At 37.2% G+C, this 17,738-nt stretch carries 15 protein-coding genes; 5 read left to right on the top strand and 10 right to left on the bottom strand.

Annotation, left to right across the window (positions count from 1 at the left end):
• Positions 1-11: 11 nt before the first annotated feature.
• Both BW951_RS13915 and BW951_RS13920 read right to left on the bottom strand, forming a co-directional pair.
• Positions 12-1,076, bottom strand: a complete 1,065-nt coding sequence (locus BW951_RS13915) for a serine hydrolase domain-containing protein (RefSeq protein WP_139326162.1) — start codon at positions 1,074-1,076, stop codon at positions 12-14.
• Positions 1,077-1,154: 78 nt separating this feature from the next.
• Entirely contained in the window at positions 1,155-2,762 is a 1,608-nt protein-coding gene (locus tag BW951_RS13920) for a fumarate hydratase (protein WP_076393862.1), read from the bottom strand.
• Positions 2,763-3,079: 317 nt separating this feature from the next.
• Between BW951_RS13920 and fumC the strand changes: the two genes are divergently transcribed.
• Entirely contained in the window at positions 3,080-4,474 is a 1,395-nt protein-coding gene (gene fumC / locus BW951_RS13925) for a class II fumarate hydratase (RefSeq protein ID WP_076393864.1), read from the top strand.
• A gap of 87 nt (positions 4,475-4,561) precedes the next feature.
• On the opposite strand, the gene BW951_RS13930 is transcribed toward fumC, so the two are convergent.
• Genes BW951_RS13930 through BW951_RS13940 form a run of 3 tightly spaced genes read right to left on the bottom strand, consistent with a single transcriptional unit; the run spans position 4,562 to position 6,796 of the window.
• On the bottom strand, positions 4,562-5,599 hold the full coding sequence (locus tag BW951_RS13930; RefSeq protein ID WP_076393866.1) for an outer membrane beta-barrel protein: 1,038 nt from the start codon (positions 5,597-5,599) through the stop codon (positions 4,562-4,564).
• Positions 5,600-5,634: 35 nt separating this feature from the next.
• Entirely contained in the window at positions 5,635-6,249 is a 615-nt protein-coding gene (locus tag BW951_RS13935) for a hypothetical protein (protein WP_076393868.1), read from the bottom strand.
• Entirely contained in the window at positions 6,236-6,796 is a 561-nt protein-coding gene (locus BW951_RS13940) for an RNA polymerase sigma factor (RefSeq protein ID WP_076393870.1), read from the bottom strand. The genes BW951_RS13935 and BW951_RS13940 overlap by 14 nt, the downstream gene beginning before the upstream one ends.
• Positions 6,797-6,942: 146 nt before the next feature.
• Here BW951_RS13940 and BW951_RS13945 point away from each other — a divergent pair, with 146 nt between their 5' ends.
• The gene (locus BW951_RS13945) at positions 6,943-7,134 is read left to right on the top strand and encodes a bacteriocin-like protein (protein ID WP_076393872.1); all 192 of its coding nucleotides are present in this window, start codon (positions 6,943-6,945) and stop codon (positions 7,132-7,134) included.
• Positions 7,135-7,201: 67 nt separating this feature from the next.
• Here the strand turns inward: BW951_RS13945 and BW951_RS13950 are convergent, their stop codons facing one another.
• The 5 genes from BW951_RS13950 to BW951_RS13970 form a co-directional block, all read right to left on the bottom strand.
• Positions 7,202-8,422, bottom strand: coding sequence for an aminotransferase class V-fold PLP-dependent enzyme (locus BW951_RS13950; protein WP_076393874.1), 1,221 nt, complete (start codon positions 8,420-8,422; stop codon positions 7,202-7,204).
• Positions 8,423-8,628: 206 nt separating this feature from the next.
• Entirely contained in the window at positions 8,629-9,273 is a 645-nt protein-coding gene (locus tag BW951_RS13955) for a 50S ribosomal protein L25/general stress protein Ctc (RefSeq protein WP_076393876.1), read from the bottom strand.
• Positions 9,274-9,329: 56 nt separating this feature from the next.
• Positions 9,330-10,268, bottom strand: a complete 939-nt coding sequence (locus tag BW951_RS13960; protein ID WP_076393878.1) for a ribose-phosphate pyrophosphokinase — start codon at positions 10,266-10,268, stop codon at positions 9,330-9,332.
• A gap of 83 nt (positions 10,269-10,351) precedes the next feature.
• On the bottom strand, positions 10,352-11,878 hold the full coding sequence (locus tag BW951_RS13965) for an SGNH/GDSL hydrolase family protein (RefSeq protein WP_076393880.1): 1,527 nt from the start codon (positions 11,876-11,878) through the stop codon (positions 10,352-10,354).
• A 16-nt stretch (positions 11,879-11,894) separates the two neighbouring features.
• On the bottom strand, positions 11,895-13,130 hold the full coding sequence (locus BW951_RS13970; protein ID WP_076393882.1) for an OmpP1/FadL family transporter: 1,236 nt from the start codon (positions 13,128-13,130) through the stop codon (positions 11,895-11,897).
• Between the two features lie 273 nt (positions 13,131-13,403).
• Here BW951_RS13970 and BW951_RS13975 point away from each other — a divergent pair, with 273 nt between their 5' ends.
• The 3 genes from BW951_RS13975 to BW951_RS13985 are packed head-to-tail and all read left to right on the top strand — an operon-like array spanning position 13,404 to position 17,676.
• On the top strand, positions 13,404-14,834 hold the full coding sequence (locus tag BW951_RS13975) for a PSP1 domain-containing protein (protein ID WP_076393884.1): 1,431 nt from the start codon (positions 13,404-13,406) through the stop codon (positions 14,832-14,834).
• Positions 14,827-15,291, top strand: a complete 465-nt coding sequence (locus BW951_RS13980) for a gliding motility lipoprotein GldH (protein WP_076393886.1) — start codon at positions 14,827-14,829, stop codon at positions 15,289-15,291. Before BW951_RS13975 ends, BW951_RS13980 begins: the two co-directional genes overlap by 8 nt.
• Positions 15,292-15,297: 6 nt before the next feature.
• Entirely contained in the window at positions 15,298-17,676 is a 2,379-nt protein-coding gene (locus BW951_RS13985) for a penicillin-binding protein 1A (RefSeq protein WP_076393888.1), read from the top strand.
• Positions 17,677-17,738: the final 62 nt, after the last annotated feature.

Consider the following 17,738-nt stretch of genomic DNA (forward strand, 5'->3'; position numbering starts at 1 on the left):
ATTTCACGCTGCTAATTTTGACTATTTAAAACTAATTGAGCAATATCTTTTGTAAGCTGTGTTGGGGAATGACAGTCGCAATTGCTGAATCCTAATACATATATATCTGCATCGGGAATATATACTCCCATAGATTTGAATCCGAAAATGCTGCCTCCATGCTCTCTTGTAGGAGTTCCGTTGATCTCTTTTAAATGCCATCCATATCCATAGGTAAACTCTTCTCCGCTGTTTAGTTTATTTTTTGTATAAAGTTTTTTAGTATGTATTTCATCAAGAATAGTATATCGATTAATAGCATCTTGCCATTTCAGCATATCTTCAACGGTTGACATTAAAGATCCGGAAGCGAATGGAACACTGTAGTTGATAATTGTCTTGTTTACAAACCCATCTTTCTTTTCATGATATCCATAAGCTCTGTTTTTGATTATCTTTCTGTCTGTAGCATAAAAAGAGTTGTTCATCCCAATTTTTTCAAAAATATTTTTCTTCACGAAATCTTCATATGTTTCTCCGGAAACTAACTCAATTAAATACCCAAGCAATACATAACCGGAATTATTATAATCAAACTTTTCTCCGGGACTAAAATCAACAGGTTCATTTTTAAAAAAATCAATCATCATTTTGGGAGTCATTTCCTTTTGTGCGATTTCTGAGATTGATTTCATTTTCGTAAAATCTTTGATTCCAGAAGTGTGGGTAAGCAAATGATGAATGGTGATAGACTTTCCATTCGGATAATCGGGAATATACTTAGAAATAGGATTTTTTATATTTAATTTACCTTTGGATTCTAAAAGTAAAATAGAAAAAGCTGTAAACTGCTTGGTCATAGAGCCTATCTGGAATACATTTTGGACAGTCATATCCGTATTCAGTTCCAAATTAGACTTACCAAATGCTTTCTCATAGATAATTTCTCCTTTTTTAGAAACCAGGAAAACACCGCCGGGAGCATCTGAATCTTTAAACTCTTTTTGTATCAAACTGTCAATCTTAGCATCCGTCTGAGCAAAAGATATACTGAAAACAGTTGTACTAAATATAAATGTAAGTAAAAAATTTTTCATAATACTATTTTGTATTGCAAAGATAACTTTAAATAAAGTACCATGCAATACAAAGTAGTAATTATTTATAAACTATTTTTAGTGCGCAAGATCTGCAAAGAAATCATTTCCTTTATCATCCGTAATGATGAACGCAGGGAAATCTTTCACTTCAATTTTTCTTACGGCTTCCATTCCCAATTCCGGAAAATCCACCACTTCAACAGAAAGAATATTGTCTTTCGCTAAAATAGCAGCCGGACCTCCGATGGAACCTAAATAAAAACCTCCGTATTTGTTGCAGGCATTGGTAACGTCTTTTGTTCTGTTTCCTTTTGCCAGCATAATCATACTTCCGCCATGGCTCTGGAATTCATCTACATAAACATCCATTCTTCCCGCCGTTGTCGGTCCGAAACTTCCTGAAGCCATTCCTTCCGGAGTTTTTGCAGGTCCCGCGTAATAAATCGGGTGATTTTTGAAGTATTCAGGCATTGGCTGTCCTGCATCCAGTAATTCTTTGATTTTTGCGTGGGCAATATCTCTGGCTACAATTAAAGTACCGTTCAGCTTCAGTCTCGTTTTGATCGGATATTTTGAAAGTTCTGCTAAAATATCAGACATCGGCTGATTCAGGTTGATTTCTACTGCTTCTTCCAGATGTGGCGGTGTTGCCGGTAAAAATCTCTTCGGATCCTGCTCCAGTTGTTCTAAGAAAATTCCGTCTTTCGTAATTTTTCCTTTGATATTTCGGTCTGCTGAACAGGAAACTCCCATTCCAACCGGACAGGAAGCGGCGTGACGAGGCAATCTGATTACTCTCACATCGTGAGTTAAATATTTTCCGCCAAACTGTGCTCCGATAGCACTTTCCTGACAGATTTTCTGAACTTTTGCTTCCCACTCCAAGTCTCTGAAAGCCTGTCCTGCTTCATTTCCTTCTGTCGGAAGATTGTCGTAATATTTTGCTGATGCTTTTTTAACAGCCGCCAAATTGGCTTCCGCGGAAGTTCCGCCAATTACCAAAGCCAAATGATAAGGCGGACAAGCAGCCGTTCCCAAATCTGAAATTTTCTCTTTAATGAATTCTTCCAGAGATTTTTCGTTCAGTAAAGACTTTGTTTTTTGATACAAAAAGGTCTTGTTTGCCGAACCTCCTCCTTTCGTTAAAAATAAAAACTCGTAATAATCTCCTTTTTTAGCGTAAATATCAATCTGCGCCGGAAGATTGGAACCTGAATTTTTTTCATCAAACATCGTTAAAGGAACCACCTGAGAATATCTTAAATTTCTTTTTTGATACGTATTGTAAATTCCTTTGCTTAAATGTTCTCCATCATCAACGCCTGTGTAAACGTTTTCTCCTTTTTTACCCATCACAATTGCAGTTCCGGTATCCTGACACGAAGGCAAAGCTCCTTCCACAGCAACCGCTGCATTCTGTAATAAATTATAAGCCACAAATCTGTCGTTGTCCGTAGCTTCTGGATCATCAATAATTCTTCTTAAACTTTCAAGATGCGAAGAACGAAGCATGAAAGAAACATCCGCCATTGCTTCTTCCGCCAAAAGCTCAAGCCCTTTCGGATCAATGGTTAAAATTTCTCTGTCTCCTAATTTTTCAACTTTTACATAGTCTGAAGTCAATTTTTTGTATACCGTATCATCCTTTAGAATCGGATACGGATCCTGATATCTGAAATCCATTTTACTTTTTTCTTTGGGTGCAAAAATACGGCTTACTCAAAAAAGCATGAGTAAAATCAGTAACTTAGATTGATATTTATAATGATTATAAATTGCGGGGGTTTTCTTTTCTCATTAACTTTATACGAAGATATTTTAACCACAAAAGACGCAAAAGCTTTTAAACACTTTAGTTATTTTAAGTTTAATAAATAATGCTTTAGAAGAACACATTAGTTTTAAAAATCTTCGATTTTCATTTTGTGAAATTTGATTTTTAATATTAATAATTCTTTGTGCTTTTGGGGTTAAATCAAAACTAAACAAATTTCAATCACATGAATTACAGAATAGAAAAAGACACGATGGGCGAAGTGCAGGTTCCTGCAGATAAGTTTTGGGGAGCCCAAACGGAACGTTCAAGAAATAATTTTAAGATCGGTCCGGAAGGTTCCATGCCACATGAAATCATCGAAGCTTTTGCTTATCTAAAAAAAGCAGCCGCTTTTACCAATACTGATCTGGGAGTTCTTCCCGCCGAAAAAAGAGATATGATCGCAAAAGTCTGTGACGAAATTTTAGAAGGAAAACTTAACGATCAGTTTCCTTTGGTGATCTGGCAGACCGGTTCGGGAACACAGTCAAATATGAACGTAAATGAAGTGATTTCCAATAAAGCACACGTCAACAACGGTGGAAATTTAGGCGAAAAGTCGGAAATCCATGCAAATGACGACGTGAATAAATCGCAATCTTCCAACGATACTTATCCAACTGCGATGCACATCGCGGCTTATAAAAAAGTGGTGGAAACTACTATTCCGGCTGTCGAAAAACTAAGAGATACTTTAAAAGAAAAATCAGAAGCGTTTAAAGATATTGTAAAGATCGGAAGAACACATTTGATGGACGCAACGCCTTTAACGTTAGGTCAGGAATTTTCAGGGTATGTCGCTCAGTTAAATTATGGTTTGAAAGCACTGAAAAATGCTTTACCTCATCTTTCTGAGCTGGCTTTAGGCGGAACCGCGGTTGGAACCGGCTTAAATACCCCTCAAGGTTATGATGTAAAAGTGGCAGAATATATTTCGAAATTTACGAATCTTCCTTTTGTAACCGCAGAAAACAAATTTGAGGCTTTGGCAGCTCATGACGCGATTGTAGAATCTCACGGAGCTTTAAAACAATTAGCGGTTTCTTTGTTTAAAATTGCTCAGGATATCCGATTATTAGCTTCTGGACCTCGTTCTGGGATCGGAGAAATTCATATTCCGGAAAATGAGCCGGGCTCTTCCATTATGCCGGGAAAAGTAAATCCTACGCAAAATGAAGCAATGACGATGGTCTGCGCTCAGGTTTTAGGAAATGATACGACCATTTCTTTTGCGGGAACACAGGGAAATTACGAACTGAATGTCTTCAAACCTGTGATGGCTTATAACTTTTTACAGTCTGCCCAACTGATTGCCGATGCCTGTATTTCTTTTAACGATCACTGTGCAGTAGGAATTGAACCGAACTATGAAAGAATTAAAGAACTGGTTGATAAATCTCTGATGCTGGTAACAGCTTTGAACACGCACATCGGTTATGAAAATGCTGCAAAAATTGCCAAAACCGCCCATAAGAACGGAACTACCTTAAAAGAAGAAGCGGTGAATCTGGGACTTTTAACCGCCGAACAATTTGACGAGTGGGTAAAACCTGAAGATATGGTAGGAAGCCTGAAATAGACTAAGAATTAAATTGTTAAATATTGTAAAAAACCGCAGGATAAGTTTGTCCTGCGGTTTCCTGTTATATATAAATGTTACGTGTTTTTACCATTTGTAAGCTAGACCTATAACCAGAGCTTTGTCATTTTCAAATTGATTATCCTTGAAAAAATTACCGAAATCTTTCTTCACGAAAATGCTGAAATCGCTGTACGAAACGGTAAATTGCGCTCCATAAATGAACGGATTTACCTGATAATTTCCTCTTTCTCTCTGGCTGATTTCTTCGCCTTTAATAATGTTGTTTGTCGACATTCTTACTCCTCCATAAACATTTGCGCCTACTTTAAAGCCTTTCTGATAGTCTCTGTACTGGATATCCATTCCTGCACTTTTCAGTTTAGAAAAATTATACTGCAACCCCAAAGGAACGATGACGTAGCCTGTTCTCAATTTGCTTTTGCTTAAATTTTTATCATAAGTCGAAAGATAAACATCCGAATTCATGTCTTTGGCAAAAAACCGGTTATTATCAATATTTAAGGTTCTCCATGAAAATCCAAGCCCGGAAATTAATCCCCAATGACTTGTTCTGCTGAACTGATAATTGAATTTCAACCCAAATTCAAGATTTCCCGCGTATCCTAAGTTTTTATCCAGATCATTATCTGCTTTATCATTGGTGAGAATCATGGCTCCGTAAGAAAAATAGGCGGTGAAGTTCTTAGTCGGACGGAATTTCCTTAGAAGTTTTTCTTTAATTTCTTCGTTGGAAGTTACATCAGAATTCAGAAGAGAATATCTTACCTGCTTTTGAATCACAGAATCCAGATCAAAACCAAGTTCTTCAATTCGCTGATCAATTTTTTCCGAAAAGCGGTCGGCAACAAGAGCCTTTTGTTTGTCGAATTCAGCTTTATCCAGGTTTTTAGCCTGCAGAATCATCAGCTCTGCTTCCATCAGTTTTTTTTCTTCCTGAATAATCGAATCAATTTTTCGGGCGTATTCATCTACTTTTTCTTTTACTATCGGGCTTACTTCCGTATCTTCTTTAGGCTGAAGATTTAAGGTAAGATTTTTCTGAGAATAGGCTGTACCAGATAAAAGGCACAATAGTCCCATCATGATCATTTTTTTAATCATAGTATTATTTTTTTAGTTGTTAAAAATTTGAAGTATTATTTTCCGTTCAGATCAATGGTTGCTACATTGCTTTCTTTGGTTTTTTCGATAACGTCTTTATGCTCTACCGAGAACAGTAATGTAGAAGGATCAACATATCTTTTTCTTTTCCCCTGAGTTTTTGCAGAATCTGACTTTGCCATGATTTTTTCAGGCTCGATTTTAGAAATAGTGCCGATAATTTCCGGAGCATTTTCTTTTGTTAAAGGCATATGTTTTTGCTCAATCATGATCTGCGACTCTATCGCTTCATTCTTTTTCTCACTCGGAATATTTACTATAGCAACAGATTCTGTTTGTTTCTGCTTTACAATTTCAGGAGATGGTACTGTTAGTTCCTGCTCTTTATTTTGAATAACCTGCTTTTTAACCTCAGCAACAATTTCAGATTTTTCAGTTTCCTTATTTTCTTTATTAAAAAACAAAACTGCTCCCAAACTGAACGTTAAAACCAGACAAGCCGCCACCAAATACCAATTTATTTTTGTTTTTGAGTTTTTTCGTTCCGACTGGGTTTCAATTTCAGACCACAAATTTCTAGAAGGAGTAATTTCTCTTTCTGAAATCTGCTTTTTGATATGATGTTCTATATTATTTTTAGTAGTGTTCATTTTTCAGTGCTTTTTGTTGTTGAAAGTAAATTTTTCTCATTTTTTCCTTTGCCCGAAACAGTTGTGTCTTACTTACGGCAACAGAAATCTGCAAAGTATCCGCAATTTCCTGATGCGAATAATCTTCGAGAACATAGAGGTTAAAAACCATCCTGTAAGCATCCGGAAGCTGATCCAGAAGTTCCTGCGCATTGAAATCAAAAGCAATATCCTCTTCATAAATTTCTTCCAGATAAGACTGGTTGATATCGTCCAGATAAAAAACGGTTTTGCGGCTTTTAATAAAGTTCAGACATTCGTTCACCACAATTCTTCTTGCCCAGCCTTCAAAACTTCCGTCATTTCTAAAGGTCTCAATACTTTTAAAAATTTTACAGAACGCTTTTATTACACAATCTTCAGCCTGATACAAATCTGTAACGTAACTTCTGCCGATGCTCAGAAATTTCTTTACATTCTGATCATAAAAAACTTTCTGCGCTGCCGGTTCCTGCCTTTTGAGGCGGCTCAGCAAATCATCTTTTTTATTTCCAAACAGAAGCTTCATAATTATTTGTTTCTATTAGTAAGACAATTAAAAACGGAAAAGGTTACACCGAAGGAAATTATTTTTTGAAATTTATTAAAAAATATCATTTTAAATATTTTTCATATCTTAGGGACTTATTACAAACTACTATAAAACAAAACATTATGAAAAATCTAAAAAAAATCCAAAGAGAGAACTTAAAACAGGTTTTAGGCGGTCATACCTGTCCTGCCAATACGTACCACATCACATATAACGGATATCATGCATGCTGTCTTCAGATTCCGAGCGGAAATCCGTGTCTTTCTACAAAATGTCTGGTTCCGATGGAAATGTGCGATTCAGAATTGAATTAATAGTACATACAAAAAGAAAACGGTCAGAAATTTCTCTGACCGTTTTGTATTATAAAAAAATCTAAGTCTAACTTAGCATTCTCTGTGCTTTTTTTACGCCTTCTATCAAAGCATCAATTTCACTGAATGTATTGTACACCGCAAAACTGGCTCTTACGGTTCCCGCAATATTGAAGAAATCCATAATCGGCTGCGTACAGTGATGCCCCGTTCTTACGGCGACCCCAAGTTTATCCAGAATCATTCCTACATCCAAAGCAATTCCGACTCCATCAAGATTGAAAGAAACAACGCCGGTTCTGTTGGCTTTTTCACCATAAATTTTAATGCCTTCCAGTTCCAGAAGCTGTCTCTGCGCATATTCCAGCAAAGCATTTTCATGGTTCTGAATATTTTCCTGCCCTACTTTCAGAATAAAATCCACGGCAGCTCCCAAAGCAATGTTTCCACCTACATTTGGTGTTCCTGCTTCATATTTAAAAGGAAGACCTGCGTAAGTGGTTCCGTCAAAAGAACAGGTGGCAATCATTTCTCCGCCTCCGTGAAATGGTGGTAAGTCTTCAAGAATCTGCTGTTTTCCGTACAGAATTCCCGTTCCCATTGGAGCGTACATTTTGTGCCCCGAGAAAACAAAAAAGTCGCAGTCCATTTTTTGAACATCAAGGGTAAAATGAGGCGCAGACTGAGCTCCGTCGATAACGATATAAGCATTGGTATTCTTTCTTGTTTTTGCAATGATTTCTTCAATCGGATTAATAATTCCTAAAGCATTGGAAACCTGATTAACAGAAACAACTTTTGTTTTTTCATTTAAAAATTTTTCAAACTGATCGAGTTGAAGAATTCCGTTTTCATCCATAGGAATGACTCTCAGCTTCGCTCCGGTTCTTTCACAAAGCATCTGCCACGGAACAATATTGGAATGGTGTTCCAGATAAGAGATAATAATTTCATCGTCTTTTTTTAATTTTTGGGTTAAAATATAGGCGATCAAATTGATTCCTTCGGTAGTTCCTTTGGTGAAAATAACCTCAAAATCATGTTCAGCATTGATGAATTTCTGGATTTTTCTTCTGGAAAGCTCCATTTCTTCAGTTGCCAACTGGCTCAGTGTGTGAATTCCACGATGTACATTCGCATTGATTTCTGTGTAATATTTGTTCCAGACCTCCAAAACGGAATCCGGTTTTTGAGAGGTGGCTGCATTATCGAGATAAACCAGTGGTTTACCGTTCACTTTCTGATCTAATATAGAAAACTGACTTCTGATTTCCTGAATGTCAAACATTTATTAAATTTTTAATTAAAACGTTCTTATTTAGAACTCTTCAAATTTACGGCTTTTTTTCTAAAGCAAAGATGACGGATGTCGTCTTGTTGGGCAACAGGCAATAGAAAGATTCAATTACTCAGACAAAGAAAGTTTTATCGGATAGAATAATAAAAAAACCCGCCAAAAAATTGACAGGTTTTCTATATCTCAATAAGAAATTCTTATTCTGCTGCTGCTTCAGTCGCTTCAGGAGCTGCTCCTTCTTCAGTTGCAACTTCTTCTTCATCTTCATCGTCCATTGCTGCTGCACCACCTTTCATTGCATTTCTAGACATCTTAACAGCTACTACAACTGCGTTGTCAGGGTGCATGAAAGAGTATCCTTCAGTTTTGATACTTCCTACATAAAGTTTGTTACCAATTCTTAACGGAGTAACGTCTACAACGATCTCATCCGGTAAGTTTGCAGGGATTGCTTTTACTTTCAGCTTTCTGAAAGACTGACGAAGAACACCACCAGCTACAACACCTTTAGAACGACCAGTGATTCTTACAGGAACTTCCATGATAACTGGCTTATCATCAGATAACTGATAGAAATCTGCGTGAAGAATTTTGTCTGTAATCGGGTGAAACTGAATATCCTGAAGAACAGCCGGAATTGTTTGACCATCAACCTCAATAGATACCGTGTGTGCTTCAGGAGTGTATACCAAACCTTTGAAAGATTTCTCAGTAGCAGAGAAATTCAAAGGAGCTTCACCTCCGTAAACAACACAAGGAACTAATTCAGCATCACGTAAAGCTTTTGTAGACTTTTTGCCCACGCTTTCTCTTTTTGTACCTTGAATTGTAATAGATTTCATTTATAAAAAATTTAAAAAATTGTTTCAAATTAAATTTGCAAACTCCTAAATATCAGTTAAATAACAAACTTACTGCTAATTGACTGGTGCTCGTGAACCATCTTCATAACGTCCGCAAATAATGGGGCGCAAGATAGCACTTTTATTTTAGATGACAAATTATTTTTAACAGGAATTGAGTCAGTTACAATAACTTCCAATAATTTTGATTTCTCAATATTCTCGTAAGCTTTTCCTGAAAGCACTCCGTGAGTTGCCATTGCTCTTACAGATTTCGCTCCTTTTTCCATTAAGATGTCTGCCGCTTTACAAAGTGTTCCTGCGGTATCGATCATATCATCAATAAGGATAACATTCTTCCCGTCCACATCTCCGATAAGGAACATTTCTTCTACAACGTTTGCTTTTTTTCTTTCCTTATAAGCAATTACTACATCTGCACCCAAGTGACCGGCATAGTTTTTCGCTCTTTTTGCACCTCCCATATCCGGAGAAGCAATCGTAAGATTTTCCAGATTGAGATCTCTGATGTAATCTACGAAAATAGTAGAAGCATACAGATGATCTACCGGAATTTCGAAGAATCCCTGAATCTGATCTGCGTGGAGATCCATTGTCATGATTCTTGTAGCTCCTGCTGCCGTTAAAAGGTTTGCCACCAACTTAGCACCGATTGGCGCTCTGGGCTGGTCTTTTCTGTCCTGCCTTGCAAGTCCGAAATATGGAAGCACTACGGTAATACTCTTAGCAGAAGCTCTTTTGGCAGCATCAATCATCAGAAGAAGCTCTAATAAATTGTCTGCCGGCGGAAACGTAGATCCAATCAGGAAAACTCTTCCCCCTCTTACGGATTCGTCTAAAACAGGTTCGAATTCTCCGTCGCTGAATGTCTGAAAGTTGATTTTTCCTAATTCTTTCCCATAATTTTGGGCAATTTTCTCTGCCAAGTCCTTACTCGTCCTTGTAGAAAATAGATAACTTAACTGATCGGCCATTTTTACTTTTTAAAGATTTTGCAAATTTAAAAAAAACCACAAGAATTACTCTTGTGGTTTCTAAGTTTTTATTTATCCAGTTATTATGGGAATTTTACTCCGGAATAATTATTTGGATTTACCTGTGGTAAGGTAGATTTATATTTAGCATTGATAGCTTTAATAAATTCATTGGCAATAATTGCATAGCCTCTTCCTGTAAGGTGAACCCCGTCCAGAGAGAAAGCTCCCCCGGTTACGAATTTTGCAGTGTATCTTATCCCATCATACAAAATTCCGGATTGAGAATTAAGTTCTACCATTTTAGCATTTGCATCTACAAATGCAAGTCCTTTAGCATCTGCAATAGACTTAATTGAAGTATTATAGGCAGTCATAGCAGTTGTCACATTTGCTGCTTCAGTTTTTGAAAGCACGTGCTGGTTTTCTAATGGATAAGAAATACCGTATACATTAATGGAAGCCGGAGCATTCGGATTAGTAGATCCGATTACCGCTCTGGTCGTAAGAAGGATATAATCTTCTGCGGTTGCCTGTCTCGCCTGTCCGTAAATCTGTCCGAAAGCAGCAGCTGTAGCCGCTCCTAAAGACGGCGTAAGTGCCGCAGTAAGCTGTGCTGATAAATTCGTTAAAGAAACATCTCTGATCAAAACAGGGTTTGATGAAGTAGAAGATAAAAGATTGATTCTATCCCCCGCTCCAAAAGCTGTAAGCGCCTGTTTAAGCGGACCGTACAGACTTGTGTTTAGCGTATTAAGATTAGCACCTAAAGCAGCCGGAGTTAACGGATTGTAAGGAACCGTTGTAAAGAAAGGAATTGCTGTTACGCTTGGAATATTAGCAATTACTCCTTTCGCACCGTTCGCTGTAAGCGCTGTTACATAAGAATTGATACTTGACGCTACCACGTTAGGATCAGAAATATCATTAGATCCATAAGTTGCAGGATTAATATTTCCTGTCTGAACTACAGCAGGTGTATATGTTGTAACGCCTCCTGTTGTTGTAGAATTTGTTCCTCCACTGGTTGCGTAGCTTAAAATATCGTTATTTCCGATCCATAGAGAGAAGAAAGTAGGATTTTGAGCTACTGCCGCCGCTACAGGACTTACCCCTGTAGAAAATCTTGCATAAAACGGATTAAGAGATCCATAGCTCGCAATACCCAAATGGAAAGATTTCGCTCCCGGAATCCCTAAATTCTGATAAGGTGCACCTGAAGAAATGTTATCTAACGCCGCTGCAGGAGCAGATGGCACCGGTGTAAGTGACCCATTTACTACACTAAGAACCAGTTTACCTGAAAATCCCGGAAGATTATTGAATCCACCAACGTTATTTGGCATTAGAGGCTGTTTAAAATCACCCCCTCCTGCAAGCTTCATCTGCATTGCAATCATTGAAGGATAAGATTCGTTTTGTCCATCCAAATAAAGGGCTCCGTCTCTATACCCCGAAGTAAGAGAATTTCCTAAAGATACATATTTGGAAAAATTGGCTTCTCCGGAAGTTACTACCACATCCTTTACATCAGTATCGAAGTCTGTATCACAACTTACATTTAACAACAACGCTGAAATAGCGAATGTAGAAATTAATATTTTTTTCATAATTCTTGATTAAAAATTAAAATGCGTTATAAGACAAACCTAAACCAAAGTAAAATGCTTGTGCTTTAGCCTGCCCGTAAAGGTTATAAAATGCATTGTTTATATTTCTTGACTTCTGGAAGTTGTAAGCTCCTGAAAGGTCTACTCCTAATTTATTGAGTTTAAATCCAATCCCTCCGGTAATTACATTAGCATCAAAAGATGGTGTTTCCGGACTGAAGTGTGCGTCGTCATAAGGTGATTCATCATGATAATATCCTAATCTTCCAGCAACTTTATCTGTAATCATATATTGCGTTCCGATTCTGAAAGCTTTAGAATTGTGGAAGTTTTTAGGCGTTACATTTTTGGTAGGATCGTCTGCCTGATTTCCTGCCAATGCGTTTTCAAAATCTAATGTAAGCTTATTATACTTCTCCCATCCGTAGTAGTTGAAATCTCCGGAAACCTGCCATTTCGGTGTTATTTTATAGGTAACCCCTATTGTATATTCATCCACCAAAGGAAGAACAGCCTTAAAGTTATCCTGTCCGTTAGCGTCTAATCTTACTGAAGAATATAATGCCTGAGAAATATTAAATGTAGCTTTTCCTTTGTCCGCATTCATATAAACCGGAGATCTGTAAGCAATACTTACATCCAGTTTTTCTTCAGGTCTGAAATAGAAACCTAAACCAAAACCGTGTCCTGAAGCCTTATCATCTTTTAGATTTAAATTTCCTCCTAATTGAGTAACCGCTTTCGTCCAGTCTACACTTCCTTTAGCATAAATATAGCTCGCTCCGAAAGAGACCCAAGGTGATAATTTCACAGAAACCATCGGCTGAAAATAAAATGCCTTCAGTTCTATATTCTCTACAATTTCTTTTCCAGCCCAGTTATCCGGCCATTCTACCGTACTTCCGTAAGGCGTTGAAAAATTAAAACCTAAAGAAAGATTATCTAACACTTTGTAAGCTACCGCAGCATAAATAGGAGTTCCCATAGGATTATCCGTAGAATAAGATTCCAAAGTAGTAAGATTCTGATAGGTTACTTTAGAACTTATCCCGAATCCACCCGCAGCAACACTAAGTTTTGAAGGAATGAAAGACATTCCCGCAGGGTTAAAGAACGTAACACTCGCATCTTCAGCATGTGCACTGGTATGCGCCATTGCCAACTGCTTCACCCCTTGCAGAGAAACCCTGAAGCCTCCTGCATAAGATAATACACCTGCCAATAAAGCTGTTGATATCAATATTTTTTTCATAGACTATTATTATATAATCCAAATATAAAATTATTTTAGATACATCTGTTAATAAATCATAAAATTTTAAACATCAACGCAAAAGAAAACTATGTTTAAAATAGCACTTTAAGTAAAATAAGCTTTAAAAACATCATTATTAAATGATTAATTCAAACTATCTTCATAAAATAACATTTTGTTTAGTCTTAAACAAAACGATTCCCGAATATTTGATTATTTTAGACCTCATAAAGATAAAAATCATAAATTTGCAAATTAAATATATAATATATGAGTTGTGGATGTAAAACATCCGGCGATTCTGCACATTCTTGCGGACCCAAGAAGACCGCGAATGGCTGTGAAAATGTAAATACCTGTGGTAATAGTTATAAATTAAGTGTTTTTGACTGGCTTTCTAACATCAACAATCCCGCACCGAACCGATGTGATTTTGTAGAAGTTAGATTTAAAAATGACAGAAAATCGTTTTATAAAAATGTAAACAATATTCCTTTACATATAGGTAGTGTAGTAACAGTAGAATCGAGTCCCGGACACGATGTAGGTGTGGTAAGTCTCACCGGAGAATTGGTAAAGATTCAGATGAAAAAGAAAAAATGTTCTGAAGAATCGGCACTAAAAATATACAGACAGGCCAATCAGAAAGATCTTGAAGTTTGGCAGGAAGCAAGAAAAAAAGAGGACAGCGTAAAAATAGACGCCCGAAAAATAGCGCACAGATTAGGTCTTGAAATGAAGATCACCGATGTGGAATATCAGGGAGACGCCTCTAAAGTCACTTTTTATTATACGGCAGATAACCGTGTAGATTTCAGACAGTTGATTAAAGAATACGCCGGAGCTTTCCGTACAAAAATCGATATGAAACAGATCGGTTTTAGACAGGAAGCCGCAAAAGTAGGCGGAATCGGATCTTGTGGAAGAGAGCTTTGCTGTTCGACTTGGTTAACGGATTTCAGATCTGTAAATACCAACGTGGCAAGATATCAGCAACTGAGTATCAATCCTCAGAAACTTGCCGGACAGTGTGGTAAACTTAAATGCTGTCTTAATTATGAATTAGACAGTTATCTGGATGCTTTAAGCAATTTCCCGTCTTCTTCCACCACTCTTGATACCGAGAAAGGAAGAGCTTTCTGCATTAAAATCGACGTTTTCAAAAAGAAAATGTGGTTTGCTTATGTAGAAAATTCAATTGCGTGGTACGATTTTGATATTGATCTGGTTAAAAAGCTGATCTCCAAGAATAAACGCGGAGAAAAAACACTTCCACTGGAAGAGCTGAAACAGCCGGAAACTCCTTTTGCAAGCATCGACCTGATTCAGGAGAACAACGTAGACCGTTTCGAAAAGAAAAACAGAGGCAACAGAAATAAAAACCAAAACAGACCGAATAGCAACAATCAGAACAGCCATAATCAGCAGGGTCAGAAGAAAAACACCAACCGACCTGAGAGACAGGAGCGTCCTGAAAGAAATGAAAAATCTGTTGAAAAACCTCAAAGACAGGAAAAACAGCAGCAAAATCCAAAAGCCAATTCTAATAACAACCAACCGAGACCGCAAAAGCCTCAACAGCCGAAACCTCAGTTGGAAAAAGCAGAAGCTGCTGCAGGTGCTGAAACTGATAAAAAACCAAATCCAAACAAAAAGAAATTTAAAAAGAAGTTTCCTCCAAAAAAAGATAACAATGCGTAAAATTTTAGGATTATTTACTCTTATTCTTTTCTTTAGCTGTAATTCTTCCACCGAAGGAGAAGTTTTTATGAATTCTGTTGATAACAAATGGAATAAGAAAAGTGAACAAAAATTTAATCTTGAAATTTCAGATCCGCAAAATCCTAAAAATATTATATTTGTTGTAAGAAATAATAACAATTATCCTTACAGCAATATAAGGTTTATTGTCAATTTTACCGACCTTCAAAGTAAGAAAAAGCAAACGGATACGTTGAATTATGTGTTGGCAAAACCTAACGGAGAATGGCTCGGAACAGGATTTGGAGATACGAAGGAAACTTTGTTTCAATATAAACTGAATTATAAATTTCCCGCAAAAGGAAAATATGAAATCGGTCTTACTCAAGCGATGAGAAACGACAACCTTCCGGGAATTGAAGACATTGGAGTAAAAATAGAAACGGCTAAACCGTAATCATCAATGGAAGTGAACAAACAAAATACTGGGAACAAAGGGAAAACCTTCCCTCTTCCTCCTAAAAAGAAAGACACTGCCTGGAAAAGGTGGGTTAAATTTATCTGGATCGGATTCTTTGCTTTGGTTTTAGGAATTTCAGGGCTATTCTTTGCCGTATCGCAAGGTTTCGTAGGAGAAATGCCGGATGTAAAAGAGCTTGAAAATCCGGATATTTATGTTGCCTCACAAATCTACTCTTCAGACGGAGTTCTTTTGGGTAAATTTGAAAAAGAGAAAACACAGCCTATCATTTATAAAGATCTCCCGCCTTACTTAATCTATGCTTTACAGGCAAAAGAGGACGAACGTTTTAAAGAACACTCAGGAATTGATTTACAATCAGTTGTAAGAGCGGTAGCTTATGGAGGTAAAAGAGGCGGTGGATCCACAATAACCCAACAGCTTGCAAAATTACTTTTCACCGGAAATGCTTCTCAAAACAGAATTGAAAGAGCATTCCAGAAATTAAAAGAATGGGTTGTTGCCGTAAGTCTTGAAAAAAGATATACGAAAGAAGAAATCATAACACTGTATTTCAATAAGTTTGATTTCTTATTTAATGCTAACGGAATTGAAATGGCTTCGAAGATTTATTTTAATAAAAAAACTTCTGAGCTTACTTTACCGGAGGCAGCAACATTTGTTGCCATGCTTGAAAATCCAAGAAAAAATAATCCATACAGAAATCCTGAAAGAGCAAAAACAAGAAGAGATGTTGTTTTGGATCAAATGCTGAAAACAGGATATATCGATCAGGCAACCTTTGATAAAGCTACAGCAACGCCAATTACAGTTGATTTTCATCCTATAAGTAATATTACAGAAGGCTATTCCGCATATTATAAGTTTTATCTGAAAAAAGAAATCGACAAATATCTTGACGATTACGAAAAAGAAACCGGTAAAAAATTAAATCTTTATAAAGACGGTTTAAAAATATATGTAACTCTTGATTCCAGAATGCAGAAATATGCAGAAGATGCAATCAGAGAGCATTTAACGGATCTTCAGAAAAGATTTGACGCTGAGCAGAGAGGAAGAAAAAACTGGCCATTCTATTACCTGAATGATAAGCAGGTGAATGATCTGATGCTTCAGGCAATGAGAAGGACAGGACGCTACAAACTTCTTAAAGCAGACGGAATGCCGGAAGATTCTATTTTAATGGAATTTAAAAAACCTGTTAAAACCTCAAGATTTACATGGGCTGGAGAAGAAGAAGTAGAAATGTCTCCTTGGGATTCTATCAGATGGCACAAGAAAGTTGCTCAGGCAGGATTGATGTCTGTAATTCCGGGAACAGGAGAAATTAAAGCCTGGGTTGGAGGAATCGATTGGCAGCATTTCCAATATGACCACATTAAACAAGGTAAAAGACAGGTAGGTTCAACATTTAAGCCTTTCGTTTACGCAACTGCGATTATGAAACTAGGTTTAACACCTTGTTCTACTATTTCTAATGCAACATTTACAAAAGGAAACTATCGTGTTCCGGGAAGAGGCGGAATGCTTACTTTAAAAGATGCATTGGCGCACTCACAAAACCCTGTTGCACTTCGTCTTGCCGAAATGACGGGAACACAAAGCGTAATACAAACCGCGAGAGATTTGGGAGTAACAGAAGAAATCTCCACAAGCTTACCAATGGCTTTAGGAGCTTCGGATATTACCATCTACGAAATGGTAGGAGCTTACAGTACTTTTGCAAACTACGGAAACTACAACAAACCGGAAATGATCTGGAGAATTGAAGATGCCAACAGCCGCGTAATTAAGGAAGTAAATGTAGAACCTAAAGAAGTGATGAATCCGCTGTACGCTTATACCATGATTGAACTGATGAAAGGAGTAGCGCAATACGGAACCGCTTCAGGGGAACTGGGAAGAAAAGGAATTTCAAAAGATATCGAAATTGCCGGTAAAACAGGAACTACCCAGAACAACTCAGACGGTTGGTTTATGGGAATCGTACCAAAACTGGCAACCGGAGCATGGGTTGGATGGGAAGACAGAGCCACCCACTTCTACGGAACAGGAGAAGGACAGGGAGCTAAAATGGCATTACCAATCTGGGCAATCTACATGAAGAAAGTATGGGCAGATAAAAGCTTAAAAATCTCTCCGGATGATAAATTCGTAAAACCTTCAGAATGGAAAGACGGCTGTTCAAATCTTAAAGGATTAGGCGCAGGTTACGGAGATGATGGCGGATTACAGACGCTTGATGAGATCAAAAATCCGAAACCGGCAGATCCAAGCGGACCAAAAACACCGGGTAAAAAAGAAGAAAATGTAAACGAAAACCTAAATACAGGGGAAGACATAGACTTCAATAATAAATAAATTCTTTTTTAGAAATATACAAGACCTTTCAATCATTTGGAAGGTCTTTTCTTTTTAATTAA

It is taken from the genome of Chryseobacterium gambrini, assembly GCF_900156825.1.
Classification (GTDB): Bacteria; Bacteroidota; Bacteroidia; order Flavobacteriales; family Weeksellaceae; genus Chryseobacterium; species Chryseobacterium gambrini.